Annotated in this window: 14 protein-coding genes; 6 read left to right on the top strand and 8 right to left on the bottom strand. The window is 63.4% G+C overall.

Annotated features, from left to right (window positions below; all coding sequences use genetic code 11):
* The first annotated feature begins 128 nt into the window (after positions 1 to 128).
* Positions 129 to 1628: a YifB family Mg chelatase-like AAA ATPase gene (locus ABIE56_RS03195; RefSeq protein ID WP_429242394.1), complete on the top strand. Its 1500-nt coding sequence runs from the start codon at positions 129 to 131 to the stop codon at positions 1626 to 1628.
* A gap of 160 nt (positions 1629 to 1788) precedes the next feature.
* On the opposite strand, the gene ABIE56_RS03190 is transcribed toward ABIE56_RS03195, so the two are convergent.
* Both ABIE56_RS03190 and ABIE56_RS03185 read right to left on the bottom strand, forming a co-directional pair.
* A complete protein-coding gene (locus ABIE56_RS03190) occupies positions 1789 to 1956 on the bottom strand; it encodes a hypothetical protein (RefSeq protein ID WP_429242393.1) in 168 nt (55 codons plus the stop codon).
* The gene (locus ABIE56_RS03185; protein WP_429242392.1) at positions 1953 to 2549 is read right to left on the bottom strand and encodes a DUF6338 family protein; all 597 of its coding nucleotides are present in this window, start codon (positions 2547 to 2549) and stop codon (positions 1953 to 1955) included. Before ABIE56_RS03185 ends, ABIE56_RS03190 begins: the two co-directional genes overlap by 4 nt.
* 325 nt (positions 2550 to 2874) lie before the next feature.
* On the opposite strand from ABIE56_RS03185, the gene ABIE56_RS03180 reads away from it, so the two are divergent.
* Complete coding sequence (locus ABIE56_RS03180; RefSeq protein ID WP_429242391.1) at positions 2875 to 4662, top strand: cation:proton antiporter; 1788 nt, start codon at positions 2875 to 2877, stop codon at positions 4660 to 4662.
* A gap of 13 nt (positions 4663 to 4675) precedes the next feature.
* On the opposite strand, the gene aceA is transcribed toward ABIE56_RS03180, so the two are convergent.
* A complete protein-coding gene (aceA, locus tag ABIE56_RS03175; protein WP_429242390.1) occupies positions 4676 to 5965 on the bottom strand; it encodes an isocitrate lyase in 1290 nt (429 codons plus the stop codon).
* A gap of 23 nt (positions 5966 to 5988) precedes the next feature.
* Positions 5989 to 7587 (bottom strand): malate synthase A, encoded by a 1599-nt coding sequence (gene aceB / locus ABIE56_RS03170; RefSeq protein WP_429242389.1) that lies wholly within the window; start codon positions 7585 to 7587, stop codon positions 5989 to 5991.
* A 137-nt stretch (positions 7588 to 7724) separates the two neighbouring features.
* On the opposite strand from aceB, the gene ABIE56_RS03165 reads away from it, so the two are divergent.
* A complete protein-coding gene (locus tag ABIE56_RS03165; RefSeq protein ID WP_429242388.1) occupies positions 7725 to 8765 on the top strand; it encodes a LysR family transcriptional regulator in 1041 nt (346 codons plus the stop codon).
* A gap of 4 nt (positions 8766 to 8769) precedes the next feature.
* Here ABIE56_RS03165 and ABIE56_RS03160 read toward each other — a convergent pair whose 3' ends face one another.
* Entirely contained in the window at positions 8770 to 9168 is a 399-nt protein-coding gene (locus tag ABIE56_RS03160) for a hypothetical protein (RefSeq protein ID WP_429242387.1), read from the bottom strand.
* Between the two features lie 214 nt (positions 9169 to 9382).
* On the opposite strand from ABIE56_RS03160, the gene ABIE56_RS03155 reads away from it, so the two are divergent.
* Positions 9383 to 9739 carry a hypothetical protein gene (locus tag ABIE56_RS03155; RefSeq protein ID WP_429242386.1) on the top strand — a complete coding sequence of 119 codons (357 nt, stop codon included), beginning with the start codon at positions 9383 to 9385 and terminating at the stop codon, positions 9737 to 9739.
* Here ABIE56_RS03155 and ABIE56_RS03150 read toward each other — a convergent pair whose 3' ends face one another.
* Both ABIE56_RS03150 and arfB read right to left on the bottom strand, forming a co-directional pair.
* A complete protein-coding gene (locus tag ABIE56_RS03150; RefSeq protein WP_429242385.1) occupies positions 9740 to 10327 on the bottom strand; it encodes a 1-acyl-sn-glycerol-3-phosphate acyltransferase in 588 nt (195 codons plus the stop codon). It lies immediately after the preceding gene.
* Entirely contained in the window at positions 10324 to 10746 is a 423-nt protein-coding gene (gene arfB / locus ABIE56_RS03145) for an alternative ribosome rescue aminoacyl-tRNA hydrolase ArfB (protein ID WP_429242384.1), read from the bottom strand. Before arfB ends, ABIE56_RS03150 begins: the two co-directional genes overlap by 4 nt.
* Before the next feature lie 152 nt (positions 10747 to 10898).
* Here arfB and ABIE56_RS03140 point away from each other — a divergent pair, with 152 nt between their 5' ends.
* Together ABIE56_RS03140 and ABIE56_RS03135 are read left to right on the top strand one after the other, a co-directional pair.
* Entirely contained in the window at positions 10899 to 11402 is a 504-nt protein-coding gene (locus tag ABIE56_RS03140) for a hypothetical protein (protein ID WP_429242383.1), read from the top strand.
* Positions 11403 to 11407: 5 nt separating this feature from the next.
* Positions 11408 to 11710: a type II toxin-antitoxin system RelE/ParE family toxin gene (locus tag ABIE56_RS03135; RefSeq protein ID WP_429242382.1), complete on the top strand. Its 303-nt coding sequence runs from the start codon at positions 11408 to 11410 to the stop codon at positions 11708 to 11710.
* On the opposite strand, the gene ABIE56_RS03130 is transcribed toward ABIE56_RS03135, so the two are convergent.
* Positions 11655 to 12416: a pseudouridine synthase gene (locus tag ABIE56_RS03130; RefSeq protein ID WP_429242381.1), complete on the bottom strand. Its 762-nt coding sequence runs from the start codon at positions 12414 to 12416 to the stop codon at positions 11655 to 11657. The two genes, ABIE56_RS03135 and ABIE56_RS03130, sit on opposite strands and share 56 nt — an antisense overlap.
* Positions 12417 to 12420: the final 4 nt, after the last annotated feature.

Here is a 12420-nt window from a genome sequence, read left to right as displayed (position 1 = left end):
GAGAGCGGTCGGGGGCGGTTATTTCCCAAAACCTGCGCAAAGGAGTGCGTCATGCGAACCCGGTCCAGCACGGATCCAAGCTGTTCGCGGCCCCTTCCGATGCGTAAGCGGTTACGATTCCCCGCCTCATGAGCCTCGCTGTCACGCTCTCGCGCGCGCAGGAAGGTGTCGCGGCGCCCCAGGTGGTCGTCGAGGTCCACCTCTCCGGCGGGTTGCCATCCACGTCCATCGTTGGCCTGCCTGACTCGGCAGTGCGCGAGGCCCGCGATCGCGTCCGCGTCGCCATCCAGAACACCGCTTTTGAATACCCCAGCCGCCGCGTGACGGTGAACCTCGCGCCGGCCGAGTTGCCGAAAGATGGCGGCCGCTTCGACCTGGCCATCGCCTTGGGCATCCTGGCCGCCGGATCGCAGATACCCCGCGAGCGGCTGGATGATTGCGAATTCCTGGGTGAGCTGGCGCTTTCCGGCGAACTGCGTCCGGTCCCGGGCATCCTTCCCGCCCTTATCCGCGCCCGCCGCTGCGGCCGCCGCATTGTCGTGCCCCGGGCGAACGCGGCCGAGGCCGCCTTGATCGGCGAAGGCGACATCCTGCTTGCCGACAGCCTGGCCGAGGTATGCGCCTGGCTGCGCGGGAGCAGTGAGCTGGCCAGCCCGAATGCGCCTGACTTCTACGATGTGCCCATTGGCGGTGCCGACATGGGCGATGTGCGCGGCCAGCACCAGGCGCGCCGCGCGCTCGAGATCGCCGCGGCGGGCCGCCACCACCTGCTGATGATCGGGCCGCCAGGTACCGGCAAGACCATGCTCGCCGAGCGCCTGCCCGGCATCCTCCCTTCGATGACCGAATCGGAGGCGCTGGAGAGCTGCGCCATCCGTTCGCTGGCAGGGGAGGGCATCGATCCGACCGGCTGGCGCCGCCGGCCGTTCCGGGCGCCGCACCACACCGCGTCGGGCCCTGCCTTGGTCGGGGGTGGTTCCTCGCCACGCCCCGGCGAGATTTCGCTCGCGCACAACGGCGTGTTGTTCCTCGATGAACTGCCCGAGTTCAGCCGCCACGTGCTCGAAGTGCTGCGCGAGCCGCTGGAGTCGGGCCAGATCGTCATTTCGCGCGCCGCGCGCCAGTCGACCTTCCCGGCCGAATTCCAGCTGGTCGCCGCGATGAACCCGTGCCCGTGTGGTTACCAGGGCGATCCGCTGCACGAGTGCCGCTGCACGCCGGACCAGGTGGCACGGTATCGCGCAAAGATTTCTGGACCGCTGCTCGATCGCATCGACCTGTGCGTGGAAGTACCGCGTGTATCCATCGCGGAACTTTCCGCGGTGCGTGGCCCGCATGACGATGACAGCACCACGGTCCGTAAACGCGTCGTGGCGGCGCGCGAAAAGGCCTTGCTTCGCGCGGGCCAACCGAATGCCGAACTCAGTGTCGTGAACCTCGAGCGTGACTGTGCATTGCCCTCCGCCGAGCGCGATTGGCTGGAAGGTGCGCTCGACAAGCTCGGCGCCTCGGCGCGGGCGTATCACCGCATCCTGCGCGTGGCGCGGACGATCGCCGACCTTGAAGGCGGCAGTGGGTGCGTCGAGCAGGTGCATCTTGCCGAGGCGATGCATTACCGGCGGTTTTGAGCCGGGCGGCCGAAGCAAGGCCAGCCACGCAAGAACAAGAATCCGTTCGAACTCGCAGGCCGCTGGCGGCGATGCTTTTCAACGCAACCTGCCAACGGCGGAAATCCACCCGCTCGATGCAGGGCACTTCGCCCTGGACGAGAAGGTGGATGAGATCGCATCACTTATCCTGCGGTTTCTCGGGGGGCTTCGGGACTGAGCGCCATTCACGCGCCAGATCCTCGTTGAGGTCGAGTACCCAGTCCGGAGGAGGGAAGGTCGGTGGTGGGTTGTAGTTGAGGCGCCAGTACTCACGCGGAACAGGGTCGACCTTCTTTTTCCATATCATTCGGTTTCTCTTTTAAGGAACTCGATGTGAGTGACATCGGACACATTGATGAGAATGCCCTCAGGTTTCTCTGTGCCTTGCTCGCCCGCTGTGCGATGCCAGGTGCTTCTCGTGAGGTAAAAGTGCCCTTTTTCAGCGCTTCTTGGCCAGACACTCGGCCAGCCAATGACGCGTGTTCCATCTTTTAGATTCAGGATAACGAAGCGAGGGTTCTTGTAAAACACGCCGACCCATTCAGTCGGATGAGACGTTCGGCGGGTTGCTCCGATGCGACGAAGCCACGAGTGCACGGTATCCATATTGAATGCCGCACTCACGGTGAACCCGATGATCGACGCGGTGACAATGCTTGCAACGAGGGTGCTCTCGTCTGTCCATGTCCCGAGCACGATTAGCCGTCCGATCGACGTAGCCAGAAGACGTTCCATCGCAACAGCGGCACGTACAACGACGGTGAGCATCAATGCCTGGATCACGCGTTCGAACTGCGTTGGTTTCGAGTGCGTCGTTGTCGCGTAGAAGATGCCTGCTGCGATGAAGCCTGGCGCGAGGTACTGGAGTACGGCGACCAGTTCGGGTGCGAGTTCGGGCATGGGCGCTGTCCGTGACTGACTCAGGGACGCTCCATGCTAGGGACCGTGCTGACCCTCCGATGTCGGGTTCGGCTGCATCCCCTGTCGGAGTTAATACTTATTTCATGTACTGACTAGTTGACAAATGGGGGTGGGGAGGCGGAGAATTCTGTACCAGGCGGTTCGCTAATGGCTGCCTGCCCCGTCCCGGTGCTGGCTACCCCTCCCTCCCCCCGCGTCAGCACCGGGACCGGCCTTTAGCTTCACATCCCCTTCTATAAGCTTCTCACTTAGTCGGCCCACCGTTTTGGTGCAGGCCGATTCTTTTTATGGGCCAGGGGTTTATATGCATTTAGAGCTGGGGATGCTGCTGACGTTGATGCTGGGCATCGGGTTCGGATGCCAATGGCTGGCCTGGCGGGTGCGGCTGCCGGCCATCCTGTTCCTGCTGCTCGCGGGCATCCTTGCCGGGCCGGTCACCGGCCTGCTGCAGCCGGACAAGGTCATGGGCGACCTGCTGTTTCCGGTCGTCTCCCTGGCCGTCGCGATCATCCTCTTCGAGGGCAGCCTTACCCTCCGCTTCCACGAGCTGAAGGGCATTGGGCATGCCGTACGCGGCCTGGTTACCTACGGCGCGGTGTTCGCCCTATTGATGCTGGCTGCGGCAGCGCACTTTATCGGAGGGCTGGGCTGGGAGCTGTCGTTCCTGTTTGGCGCGCTGACCTGTGTGACAGGGCCTACCGTGATCGCGCCGATGTTGCGCACCGTACGGCCCAACGCGCGCATCGCAAACGTACTTCGCTGGGAAGGCATCGTCATCGATCCGGTGGGCGCGCTGTTCGCCGTGCTGGTGTACGAAGCGATCGCATCGCATCGTGAAGGGCATTCGTTGCAGGTATTCCTCGGCACGGTGGCGTGCGGTGCGGCTGTCGGTGCCGTCGCGGCCCTCATTCACGGCAACCTGTTGCGGCGTCACTGGATCCCCGAATACCTGCAGAACTTCGGCACGCTCGCGGCCGTGCTCATCGCGTTCAGCGCATCCAATGCGATTGCCCATGAATCGGGCCTGCTCGCCGTGACCATCATGGGCATCGCGCTTGGCAACATGCGCGATGTACACATCGATGACATCATGGATTTCAAGGAGCACCTGACTACGTTGTTGGTGTCCACGTTGTTCATCCTGCTCGCTGCGCGCCTGGATTGGCCGCTCCCACAGGGCACACTGTTCGCGGGGCTCATGATTTTCGCCGCTGCACAGCTCATCATTCGTCCGCTCTCGGTATGGATATCCAGCCTCGGCAGTGGCCTGACCTGGCGAGAGCGTGCGTTGGTAGCGTGGGTGGCGCCGCGCGGCATCGTGGCCGCGTCGGTATCGGCGCTGTTCGCTATTCGTCTTGAAGGTGCCGGCATGGCGGGCGCCGACAAACTCGTGCCATTGGTGTTTCTCATGATCATCGGCACGGTGGTGTTCCAGGGTGCCACTGCGCGGCCCTTGGCCCGGTGGCTGCGTGTTGCCGAGCCGGAGCCGCGTGGGGTGCTTGTGTACGGTGCGAACGCTGTGGCGCTGGAGGTTGCGCGTGCGCTGCACGCGATCGAGGGGCTGCGCGTCGTGGTCGCCGACGACGACTGGCATGGCATCCGCATTGCGCGGATGGAGGGTTTGCCTACGTTCTTCGGCAACCCCGCATCGCAGGCGGCCGATCGCAGCCTCGATCTCGCGGGCATCGGCCACCTCATGGCCATGTCCACCCATCGCGAACTCAACTCATTGGTGAGCGTGCATTACCGCGAGGAGTTTGGTCGCGAGAGGGTGTTCCGCTTGCGCAACCTCTCGCCGGAGGAGAGCCATGGGCGGGTGTCGCTCGCCGGCAGCCTGCTCGCACCGGCGCTATTCGCGGAAGACATGACGCACTCGCGCTTCGACGATCTGCTGCGTGAAGGCTGGCGGATCAAATCGACGCGCTTGAGTGAGACCTTTGACTGGTCACGATTCACCGAGCAATACGGCGAGAACGTCGTTCCCCTGTTTGGCGTGGAGGCCCGTGGCGATCTGCGTATCGCCACGGGCCAGCGGCCGCTCGAGCCGAAGCCGGGTTGGACAGTCATCGCGCTCGTACCACCCGCGGCGTGATCGCCCGGGGCGATCACGCCGCCGAAGCCGGATGGAACTGGCTTTCTTCTGTCGAGCCCGAAAGGGCTGACAAGGAACTCAGCGAGCCCGAAATGACCTGGTTCACCTTGTCAAAATAGCCGGTGCCGACTTCGCGCTGGTGCTTGGCCGCGGTGTAGCCATCCTTTTCTGCCGCGAACTCGGCTTCCTGGAGTGCCACGTACGCCTCCATCTGGTGATCGCGGTACCCGCGCGCCAGCTGGAACATGGAGTAGTTCAGGGCGTGGAAGCCGGCCAGCGTGATGAATTGGAAGGCATAACCCAGCTTTCCCAGGTCGTTCTGGAAGCTGGCGATGGTCTTCTCGTCCAGGTTCTTCTTCCAGTTGAAGCTTGGCGAGCAGTTGTAGGCAAGCTTCTTGCCGGGGAACTTCGCGTGGATGGCCTCGGCGAAGCGGCGTGCTTCGTCCATGTCCGGTGTGGAGGTTTCGCACCAGATCAGGTCAGCGTATGGCGCATAGGCCACGCCGCGGCTGATCGCCTGTTCAATGCCCTGTTCGCTCTCGTAGAAGCCTTCCACCGTACGCTTGCCGGTGAGGAACGGCTTGTCGTAGTCGTCGACATCCGAGGTGACAAGGCCGGCGCCCATCGCGTCCGTGCGCGCCACGATGAGGGTCGGCACGCCAGCGACATCCGCAGCCAGGCGAGCGGCCACCAGCTTCTGCACGGCTTCCTGGGTTGGCACGAGTACCTTGCCGCCCATGTGGCCACACTTTTTCGCGCTGGCCAGCTGGTCTTCGAAATGCACGCCGGCAGCGCCCGCTTCGATCATGTGCATCATCAGCTCATAGGCGTTCAGCACGCCGCCGAAGCCCGCTTCCGCATCGGCGACGATCGGCACCAGCCAGTCCAGGCCGTCCTTGCCTTCGGCGTGGTGGATCTGGTCGGCGCGCAGCAGCGTCTTGTTGATCTTGCGCACCACGTTGGGCACTGAGTCCACCGGATACAGCGACTGGTCCGGGTACATCGTGCCAGCGGTATTCGCATCGGCAGCCACCTGCCAGCCCGACAGGTAGATGGCCTGCAGGCCGGCCTTCACCTGCTGCATGGCCTGGTTGCCGGTGAGTGCGCCCAGCGCATTCACGTAGGGGCGCTCGTGCATGGAGCGCCACAGGCGATCGGCGCCACGGCGTGCCAGCGTGTACTCGACCTGGACGGTGCCACGCAGGCGCAGTACATCGTCGGCGGTATACGGGCGCTCGACGCCGTTCCAGCGTTCGTTGTTCTTCCAGTCGAGCGTGATTTGTTCGGCGGTGTGCGTCTTCATCGTCGTACTCCTTAAGGAATGCATCAGGCCAGGTGTTCGTAGGCGGGCAGGGTGAGGAAGTCGCGCAGTTCGCTTGCGTGCGTCAGTGCCTTGATCAATGCGGCGGCCTGGTCGGCGCGTGCCGCTCCGGGGTGGTTCGATGCACGAAGCCGGTGGGTATGAGCGGAAAGTGCCTGGTCGAACAGCGGCAGGGTGATCGGCGCGTGGTCGCTGAACTCGACCGGGCCGTGATGCAACCATTGCCACAACTGCGCACGCGCGATCTCCGCCGTAGCCGCGTCCTCCATCAGGTTGTGGATGGGCACGCAACCCTGGCCGTCGAGCCATGCCGCCGTGTAGCGCAGGCACACCTCCACGTTGTTATCGAAGCCGGCGCGGGTCACGGTGCCGTTAGCGGGTGCGATCAGCACATCGCGGCTGGCGGTGACATCCTCACGGGTGACGTGCAGCTGATTCGGTGTCGGCATGTGTTCGTCGAAGATTGCCTTGGCGACTGGCACGAGCGCGGGGTGTGCGACCCACGTGCCGTCATGGCCTGCGGTCACTTCACGCAGCTTGTCCGCGCGAACCTTTGCCATCGCCGCTTCGTTGGCCTGGTCATCGCCGCGGATCGGGATCTGCGCGGCCATGCCGCCCATGGCGAAGGCACCGCGCCGATGGCAGGTCTTGATCAGCAGCTCCGAGTAGGCCTTGAGGAACGGCACCGTCATGACCACCTGGCCGCGTTCCGGGAGCAGGCGGTCGGCGTGGGCACGGAATGTCTTCAGGTACGAGAAGATGTAGTCCCAGCGGCCGCAGTTGAGGCCGACGACGCGTGTGCGCAACGCGTGCAGGATCTCGTCCATCTGGAACACGGCGGGGAGCGTCTCGATCAGTACCGTGGCTTTCATGCAGCCGCGCGGCAGCTCGAGCGTATCTTCCGCGTGTGCCATCACGTCATCCCACAGCGCCGCTTCTTCCATCGACTGCAGCTTCGGCAGGTAGAAATACGGGCCGCGGTCGCGAGCGTGGAGGGACGTCGCGTTGTGGAACGCGAACAAACCGAAGTCGAGTAGCGAGCCGGCCAGCACATCGCCGTCGATTTCCACGTGGCGTTCCGGCAAGTGCCAGCCGCGGGGACGAACCACGAGCACGGCCGGATCGGCGCCGACGACGTAGCGCTTGCCCCCGGCGTTGGTGAACTCGATGGTGCCTGCGACGGCGTCGCGCAGGTTGCGCTGGCCTTCGATCTGGTTGCCCCACGTGGGCGCGCTGGAATCTTCGAAGTCGGCCATGAACACCTTTGCGCCGGAATTCAGCGCGTTGATGATCATCTTCCGTTCGACGGGGCCGGTGATTTCGACGCGGCGATCCTGCAGCGCGGCCGGGATCGGCGCGATTTCCCATTCGCCCTCGCGAATCGCCTGGGTGTCCGCGCGGAAGTCTGGCAGCTCGCCGCCGTCATAACGCAGTTGGCGAGCCGTCCGCTCGGCCAGCAGGGTCAGGCGGCGGCTATCAAAGCGGCGGTGCAGGTCGGCGACAAAGGCCAGGGCGGCTGGCGTAAGCACGTCGGCATAGGCTTCGTCGGCACCGTGCAGACGGACGCCAGCCAGGGGATTCATCACGCTCTTCGGAACGGCCATCGGTCCTGCCTCCAGCTCTGGGTCTGGACCTCAAGCTACGGCCGGGCGCCGTGTGTTGACAAAGCATATGTTTCAATCCATATCATTAACAAAGCTAATGCCGCATGTAGATCACTGGTTTTGAAGAGGAAATATCCATGCCGGGGAAGCTGAATACGCCAAGAAAGCAGCCCCAGAAGCCGGCAGCGGGCCGGCGTGCGGCCAAAGCGGTGGTATCCGATGCCGACCCGGTCAACCGGTTCTACTACAAGGGCAACCGGCTGAAGCAGCTGCGCGCGTTCGTGTACATCACCCGCCTGGGTACCTTAAGCCGGGCTGCGGAGGCGCTTTTCCTGTCTCAGCCATCGGTGAGCCTCCAGCTTCAGGCGCTTGAACGAGAACTGGGCGTGCCGCTCGTTGAGCGCACCCGACGCCGCATTACCCTGACGGATGCGGGCGAAGTGCTCTATGAGATGGCCCGCCCGCTCGTCGAGGGGTTCGAGAACCTGGACCGCGAGTTCGCCACGAAGACCCGCGGCAAGCAGTCGGGGCGCCTGACGGTCGCCGCTGGCGCCTCGACCATCCAGTACCTGCTTCCTGATCTGGTGAAGGCGTACCGGGAGCGCTACCCCGAAGTACAGCTTCAGCTAGCCAATGTCACCGGCAAGGACGGCATGGCGTTGTTGCGCGCCGATGAAGCGGATATCGCGATCGGCTCGATGCTCGACGTGCCCAACGACATTGCGTGGGCGCCCGTGTACCACTACGACCCGATGCTGATCATGCCGCCGGACCATCCCCTGGCATCGAAGGATGCGATCCGGCTGGAAGACCTCTCGCCTTACGGACTGATCCTTCCGCCGCAGCGTCTCACCACATTCCGTCTTGTGGATATGGTGTTCCAGCAACGCCGGGTGCCGTACACCGTGGCGATCGAAGTCGGTGGCTGGGATGTGATCAAACAGTACGTGGCCATGGGGCTGGGCATTTCCATTGTCACCGGCATCTGCATCACCGATGCAGACCGCGAACGCCTCGTCGTGCGCAATCTTCGTCAGTACTTTCCACAACGAAGCTATGGCGTGGTGATGAGGAAGGGCAAGTTTCTCAGCCCGGAGGCCAGGGCGTTTATTGACTTGATCAAACCAGGCTTACTTACGCATCGCGATTACGATGAATCGGGGCATTCGGAGCGGTAGCCCACTATGCCCATCCGCTGAAGACGGGGCGGTGCAGTCGCGCCGTTGAATCGAGCCAGTGAACGAATCGAGCCATGCCAACGTAGTAGGCGGCGCACCCCGACCCTGGTACGTATTGCTGAAACCCGGCGGCAAACGTGACCCCCGATTCGATGGTCCCAACGAGATCAAGCGGGCTGTCGTCGACGTCCGCGGCGTACGGCTTTCTGATGATGCAAAGCTCAAGCTTCTGCGCGTCACTGATGGCGCCATCTCTATGGAGGCTCTCAGCCAATCCCCGCAATTCGCTTGGGCGAACGGATCGTGGATCGATGCGATCGACAATCCTTCGCGACTCAATAGAGAGGCCGATATACGAGGGTGGGGGCTTCGCATAAAGCAATGGCTGGCTCGTCAGGCGCATTTGGTCCTCCTCTTGGCGCTTGACGATGATCCATGGCTTCCGTGATCAGTGTAGGAGGACTGCTTGAGTGTGCGTCGTCCTTGGACGAAAAGCGCGCTGGGCGTGCGGGCGAAGCCGAAATGTGTGTAGGGGATACGCTCGACCGTGCGAGGACATAGCAACGGTAACCCGCGGCGTTGTTAGCGTCGGCACTCCATCAACCGCAGGAGTGGAAATGCGAAACATCACTTTGGTAGCGCTTGGTCTTGTTGCTGCGGCGTCGGCATGCAACGCCCACGCAAGCAACTGTCGAGCGTACTCAGCACGCTTGAGCTACAACGGAAAGCTCGCCATCGGCGAGTCGAAGCACGTGACGCAATGGCACAGTCCCTGCGATGGCGCGATCAACGCGTCCGCGGCGAAGGGGCGTCTTACGCTATTAGTCCAGGATGGCGGAGTCTGGCGAGAGATCAAGACCGGAATCTCCACCATCTTCCCAAGGCTGCCTTCCGGTACCTATCGTCTGATCGTCAGCAATCCCTACGGCATCCCCACCGACTACAAGGTCAGCCTGAAATACGGCACCGGCTGATCAGGCGTCGTGGCGTTTGCCGTGGTAGCCCACGAACATGGCGCGGATCCGTGACATGTCGGCGTCCGGGTCGTCCGTTGTGTGGACCAGTGGGCCCAGCGTGAACGTCTTCGTCGGGTAATCGATGAAGACGGGCTGGATGGGCACCTGTGCGGCACGGGCAATGCGGAGGAAACCGGATTTCCAGTGTTCCACTTTTTTGCGTGTGCCCTCGGGCGCGATACCCAGCCACAACTTGTCGGCGCTGGCGAAGCGCTCGACCATCTGGTCCACGATGTTGGTAGCCGCCTTGCGATCGATCGGTATGAGGCGCAGGCGCCGAACGATCGGCGCGAGCGGGCCATCGAACACCTCGCGCTTGATCATCACGCCGAGATCCAGCCGGATCGCCTGCAACATCATCAGACCGTATACGCCATCCCAGTTCGATGAGTGCGGTGCGCCGATCAGCACCAGCTTTTTCTCATTGGGCATGTCGCCCACCAGCCGCCACCCGGTGCGCTTTATGGTCCAGCGGCAAAGGCGCCGAAACCACGACTCCGGCAGGCGTGGGACGTTGGGTGGAAAATCGACAGGCACGCCGCTCATTCACGGCTCCAGTCGCGTGAGCGCGTGCGCTTGGTCTGGCCGCGCTGTGCCTTGCCGGCCAGGCGGCGTTCCTTCGACGCCCGCGTCGGCTTCGTGGCCAAGCGCTTTTTCGCGACGATCGTCGCCGCGTGGATGATGTCAACAAGCCGTTCGCGTGCGTCGTCGCGGTTGCGGGCCTGGTCGCGGAAGCGGCGTGCCTGGATTACCAGCGTGCCCGCATCCGTCATGCGTCGGTCCCGGCGGGCGAGCAGGCGCTCGCGCACGTCCTCCGGCAACGAGGGTGAGCTGGCGACATCGAACCGCAGCTCAACCGCACTTTCGGTGCGATTGACGTGCTGGCCCCCCGGGCCGTCGGCGCGCGTGAAGCGCTCGATGAGCTCGTTTTCGGGGATCGAGATGGTTGGGCTGACGATAAGCATGACGGTGGCGGATTCTAGCAGTGTCGAACCTACCGTCATGACGCAGCGCGATTGGTGTGGGCGCCGCCTACGTGCCACGGCGGAATCGGCCGACTTTCAGTACGAGAGACCTTTGAGATCGTAGTGCTCCCGTCCTGGCTTGGAGCTCTTACATGTTTAACGTTAAACTTCACCTCGTGCCCGCATCCGACAAGGCCATCGGTTTCGAAGTGGAAAACGCCATCAAACTGCCCAAGCTTCGATCGCTTGTCGCCGCCGATCTCGTCGGTGACGTCGAAGTGGTCGGCCGTCGTGGTGGTTGGGTTATTCGGGTCATCACAGGTGAGGCTAGTCCACCCGTGCTGGCTGCGGCGACGGGCGCCATACGTGTGTTCACCACAGCCGACAGCGCCATCCAGCAGCTTATCCGTCTGGGCGTCACCCGCTTTCTGGTCATCGCCGATGAGTACGAAAGCGGCACGCTTCGAGCGTCCCGTCCCGATCGGGCGGTCGCCCTCACGCAGATGGCGGAATACGATGCCTGGCTCAAAGCGAAGCTCGATGGCGTCGATGCTGGTATGAGTGCGGGCACTGAGGGGATGCTTTCCTCTGACGAAGCGCGGCGGCGCGTTCACGAAAGGCTCTTGCACTACAAGGCGGGGCGCCATAAGGGCTGATAGCCGTGGCTGTGTGGCTACTTACCGAAGCCGCCGAGCGTGATCTTGACTCCGTCATGTCCTACCTTGCGCAGAACCGCGGTCTATCGTGCATCGATAGCGTGATCGAGGTCATCCTCGATCACTTTGACCTGCTGGCCGCGCATCCATTCGCGTTCTCCGCTGACGGGAATGATCGGCGGCATAGCGTGATTCCGCGCATGCCGTACCGAATCACCTATCGTTACGTAGGCGAAGCGGACGAGGTCCGCATCATGGCGGTGACGCACACCCGGCGCCGCTTGCCTCGTCACAAACCCCACCTGTGACGAGCGCTTGCACGGCGTCGTCCCACGCGAAGCGCGCAACCAACCGTTGCCACGTATCGTCAAGGTTGGCGCTGATCGCGATGGGGTGCTGCGTCATGGGGTGCGTGAAGGTCAACCGTTCGGCATGCAGCAACAACCGGTGCGAACTGAAGTGCTGCTTGAAAAGGCGGTTGTGGTCACCGCGCCCGTGCTGGCTATCCCCCACGATCGGGTGGTGGATATGCGCGAAGTGCTTGCGGATCTGGCGGAAACGACCTGTCCGCGGCTCGGCGACGACCAGCGCGTAGCGCTGCTTCTCATAACGGCCCAGCGGGATGTCGACCTCCACGGTGGCTAGACGGCGGTAGTCCGTCGTGGCATCACGTCGCGGTCCGGTATCACGGGAGCCGGGTAACGGGTAATCGATCGTGCCCTCGGCGGGGTCGGGCCAGCCGCGGACGACGGCGAGGTAACGCTTGCTTACGGTGCGGCCCATGAACTGCTCGCCGAGCGCGCTCGCCATCTCCGGGGAGCGGGCTACCAGCAGCACGCCCGAGGTCGCGCGGTCGAGCCGGTGCGCCAGGTGCAGGCGACCGTCGACCTGCTCGCGGAGCAGGTCGATCAGGAACGCATCATCGGGGCCGACGAACTTGGAGCGATGGACCGCCAGGTTGGCAGGTTTGTTGACGGCGACGATGTCGTCGTCCTGGTAAAGAATCTCAAGCACGGCA

The sequence above is a fragment of the Luteibacter sp. 621 genome, assembly GCF_050435445.1.
In the GTDB taxonomy this organism is placed as follows: Bacteria; Pseudomonadota; Gammaproteobacteria; order Xanthomonadales; family Rhodanobacteraceae; genus Luteibacter.
Note: the sequence above shows the minus strand (reverse complement) of the source record. Positions and strands in the feature narration are given on the sequence as shown.

Bases quoted from the DNA above. Each gene is read 5' to 3' on its own strand.
- ABIE56_RS03150 (WP_429242385.1), bottom strand. From the start codon at position 10,327: ATGAGCGGCGTGCCTGTCGATTTTCCACCCAACGTCCCACGCCTGCCG.
- ABIE56_RS03165 (WP_429242388.1), top strand. From the start codon at position 7,725: ATGCCGGGGAAGCTGAATACGCCAAGAAAGCAGCCCCAGAAGCCGGCA.
- aceB (WP_429242389.1), bottom strand. From the start codon at position 7,587: ATGGCCGTTCCGAAGAGCGTGATGAATCCCCTGGCTGGCGTCCGTCTG.
- arfB (WP_429242384.1), bottom strand. From the start codon at position 10,746: ATGCTTATCGTCAGCCCAACCATCTCGATCCCCGAAAACGAGCTCATC.
- ABIE56_RS03180 (WP_429242391.1), top strand. From the start codon at position 2,875: ATGCATTTAGAGCTGGGGATGCTGCTGACGTTGATGCTGGGCATCGGG.
- ABIE56_RS03160 (WP_429242387.1), bottom strand. From the start codon at position 9,168: ATGCGCCTGACGAGCCAGCCATTGCTTTATGCGAAGCCCCCACCCTCG.
- ABIE56_RS03190 (WP_429242393.1), bottom strand. From the start codon at position 1,956: ATGATATGGAAAAAGAAGGTCGACCCTGTTCCGCGTGAGTACTGGCGC.
- ABIE56_RS03185 (WP_429242392.1), bottom strand. From the start codon at position 2,549: ATGCCCGAACTCGCACCCGAACTGGTCGCCGTACTCCAGTACCTCGCG.
- aceA (WP_429242390.1), bottom strand. From the start codon at position 5,965: ATGAAGACGCACACCGCCGAACAAATCACGCTCGACTGGAAGAACAAC.
- ABIE56_RS03195 (WP_429242394.1), top strand. From the start codon at position 129: ATGAGCCTCGCTGTCACGCTCTCGCGCGCGCAGGAAGGTGTCGCGGCG.
- ABIE56_RS03155 (WP_429242386.1), top strand. From the start codon at position 9,383: ATGCGAAACATCACTTTGGTAGCGCTTGGTCTTGTTGCTGCGGCGTCG.
- ABIE56_RS03140 (WP_429242383.1), top strand. From the start codon at position 10,899: ATGTTTAACGTTAAACTTCACCTCGTGCCCGCATCCGACAAGGCCATC.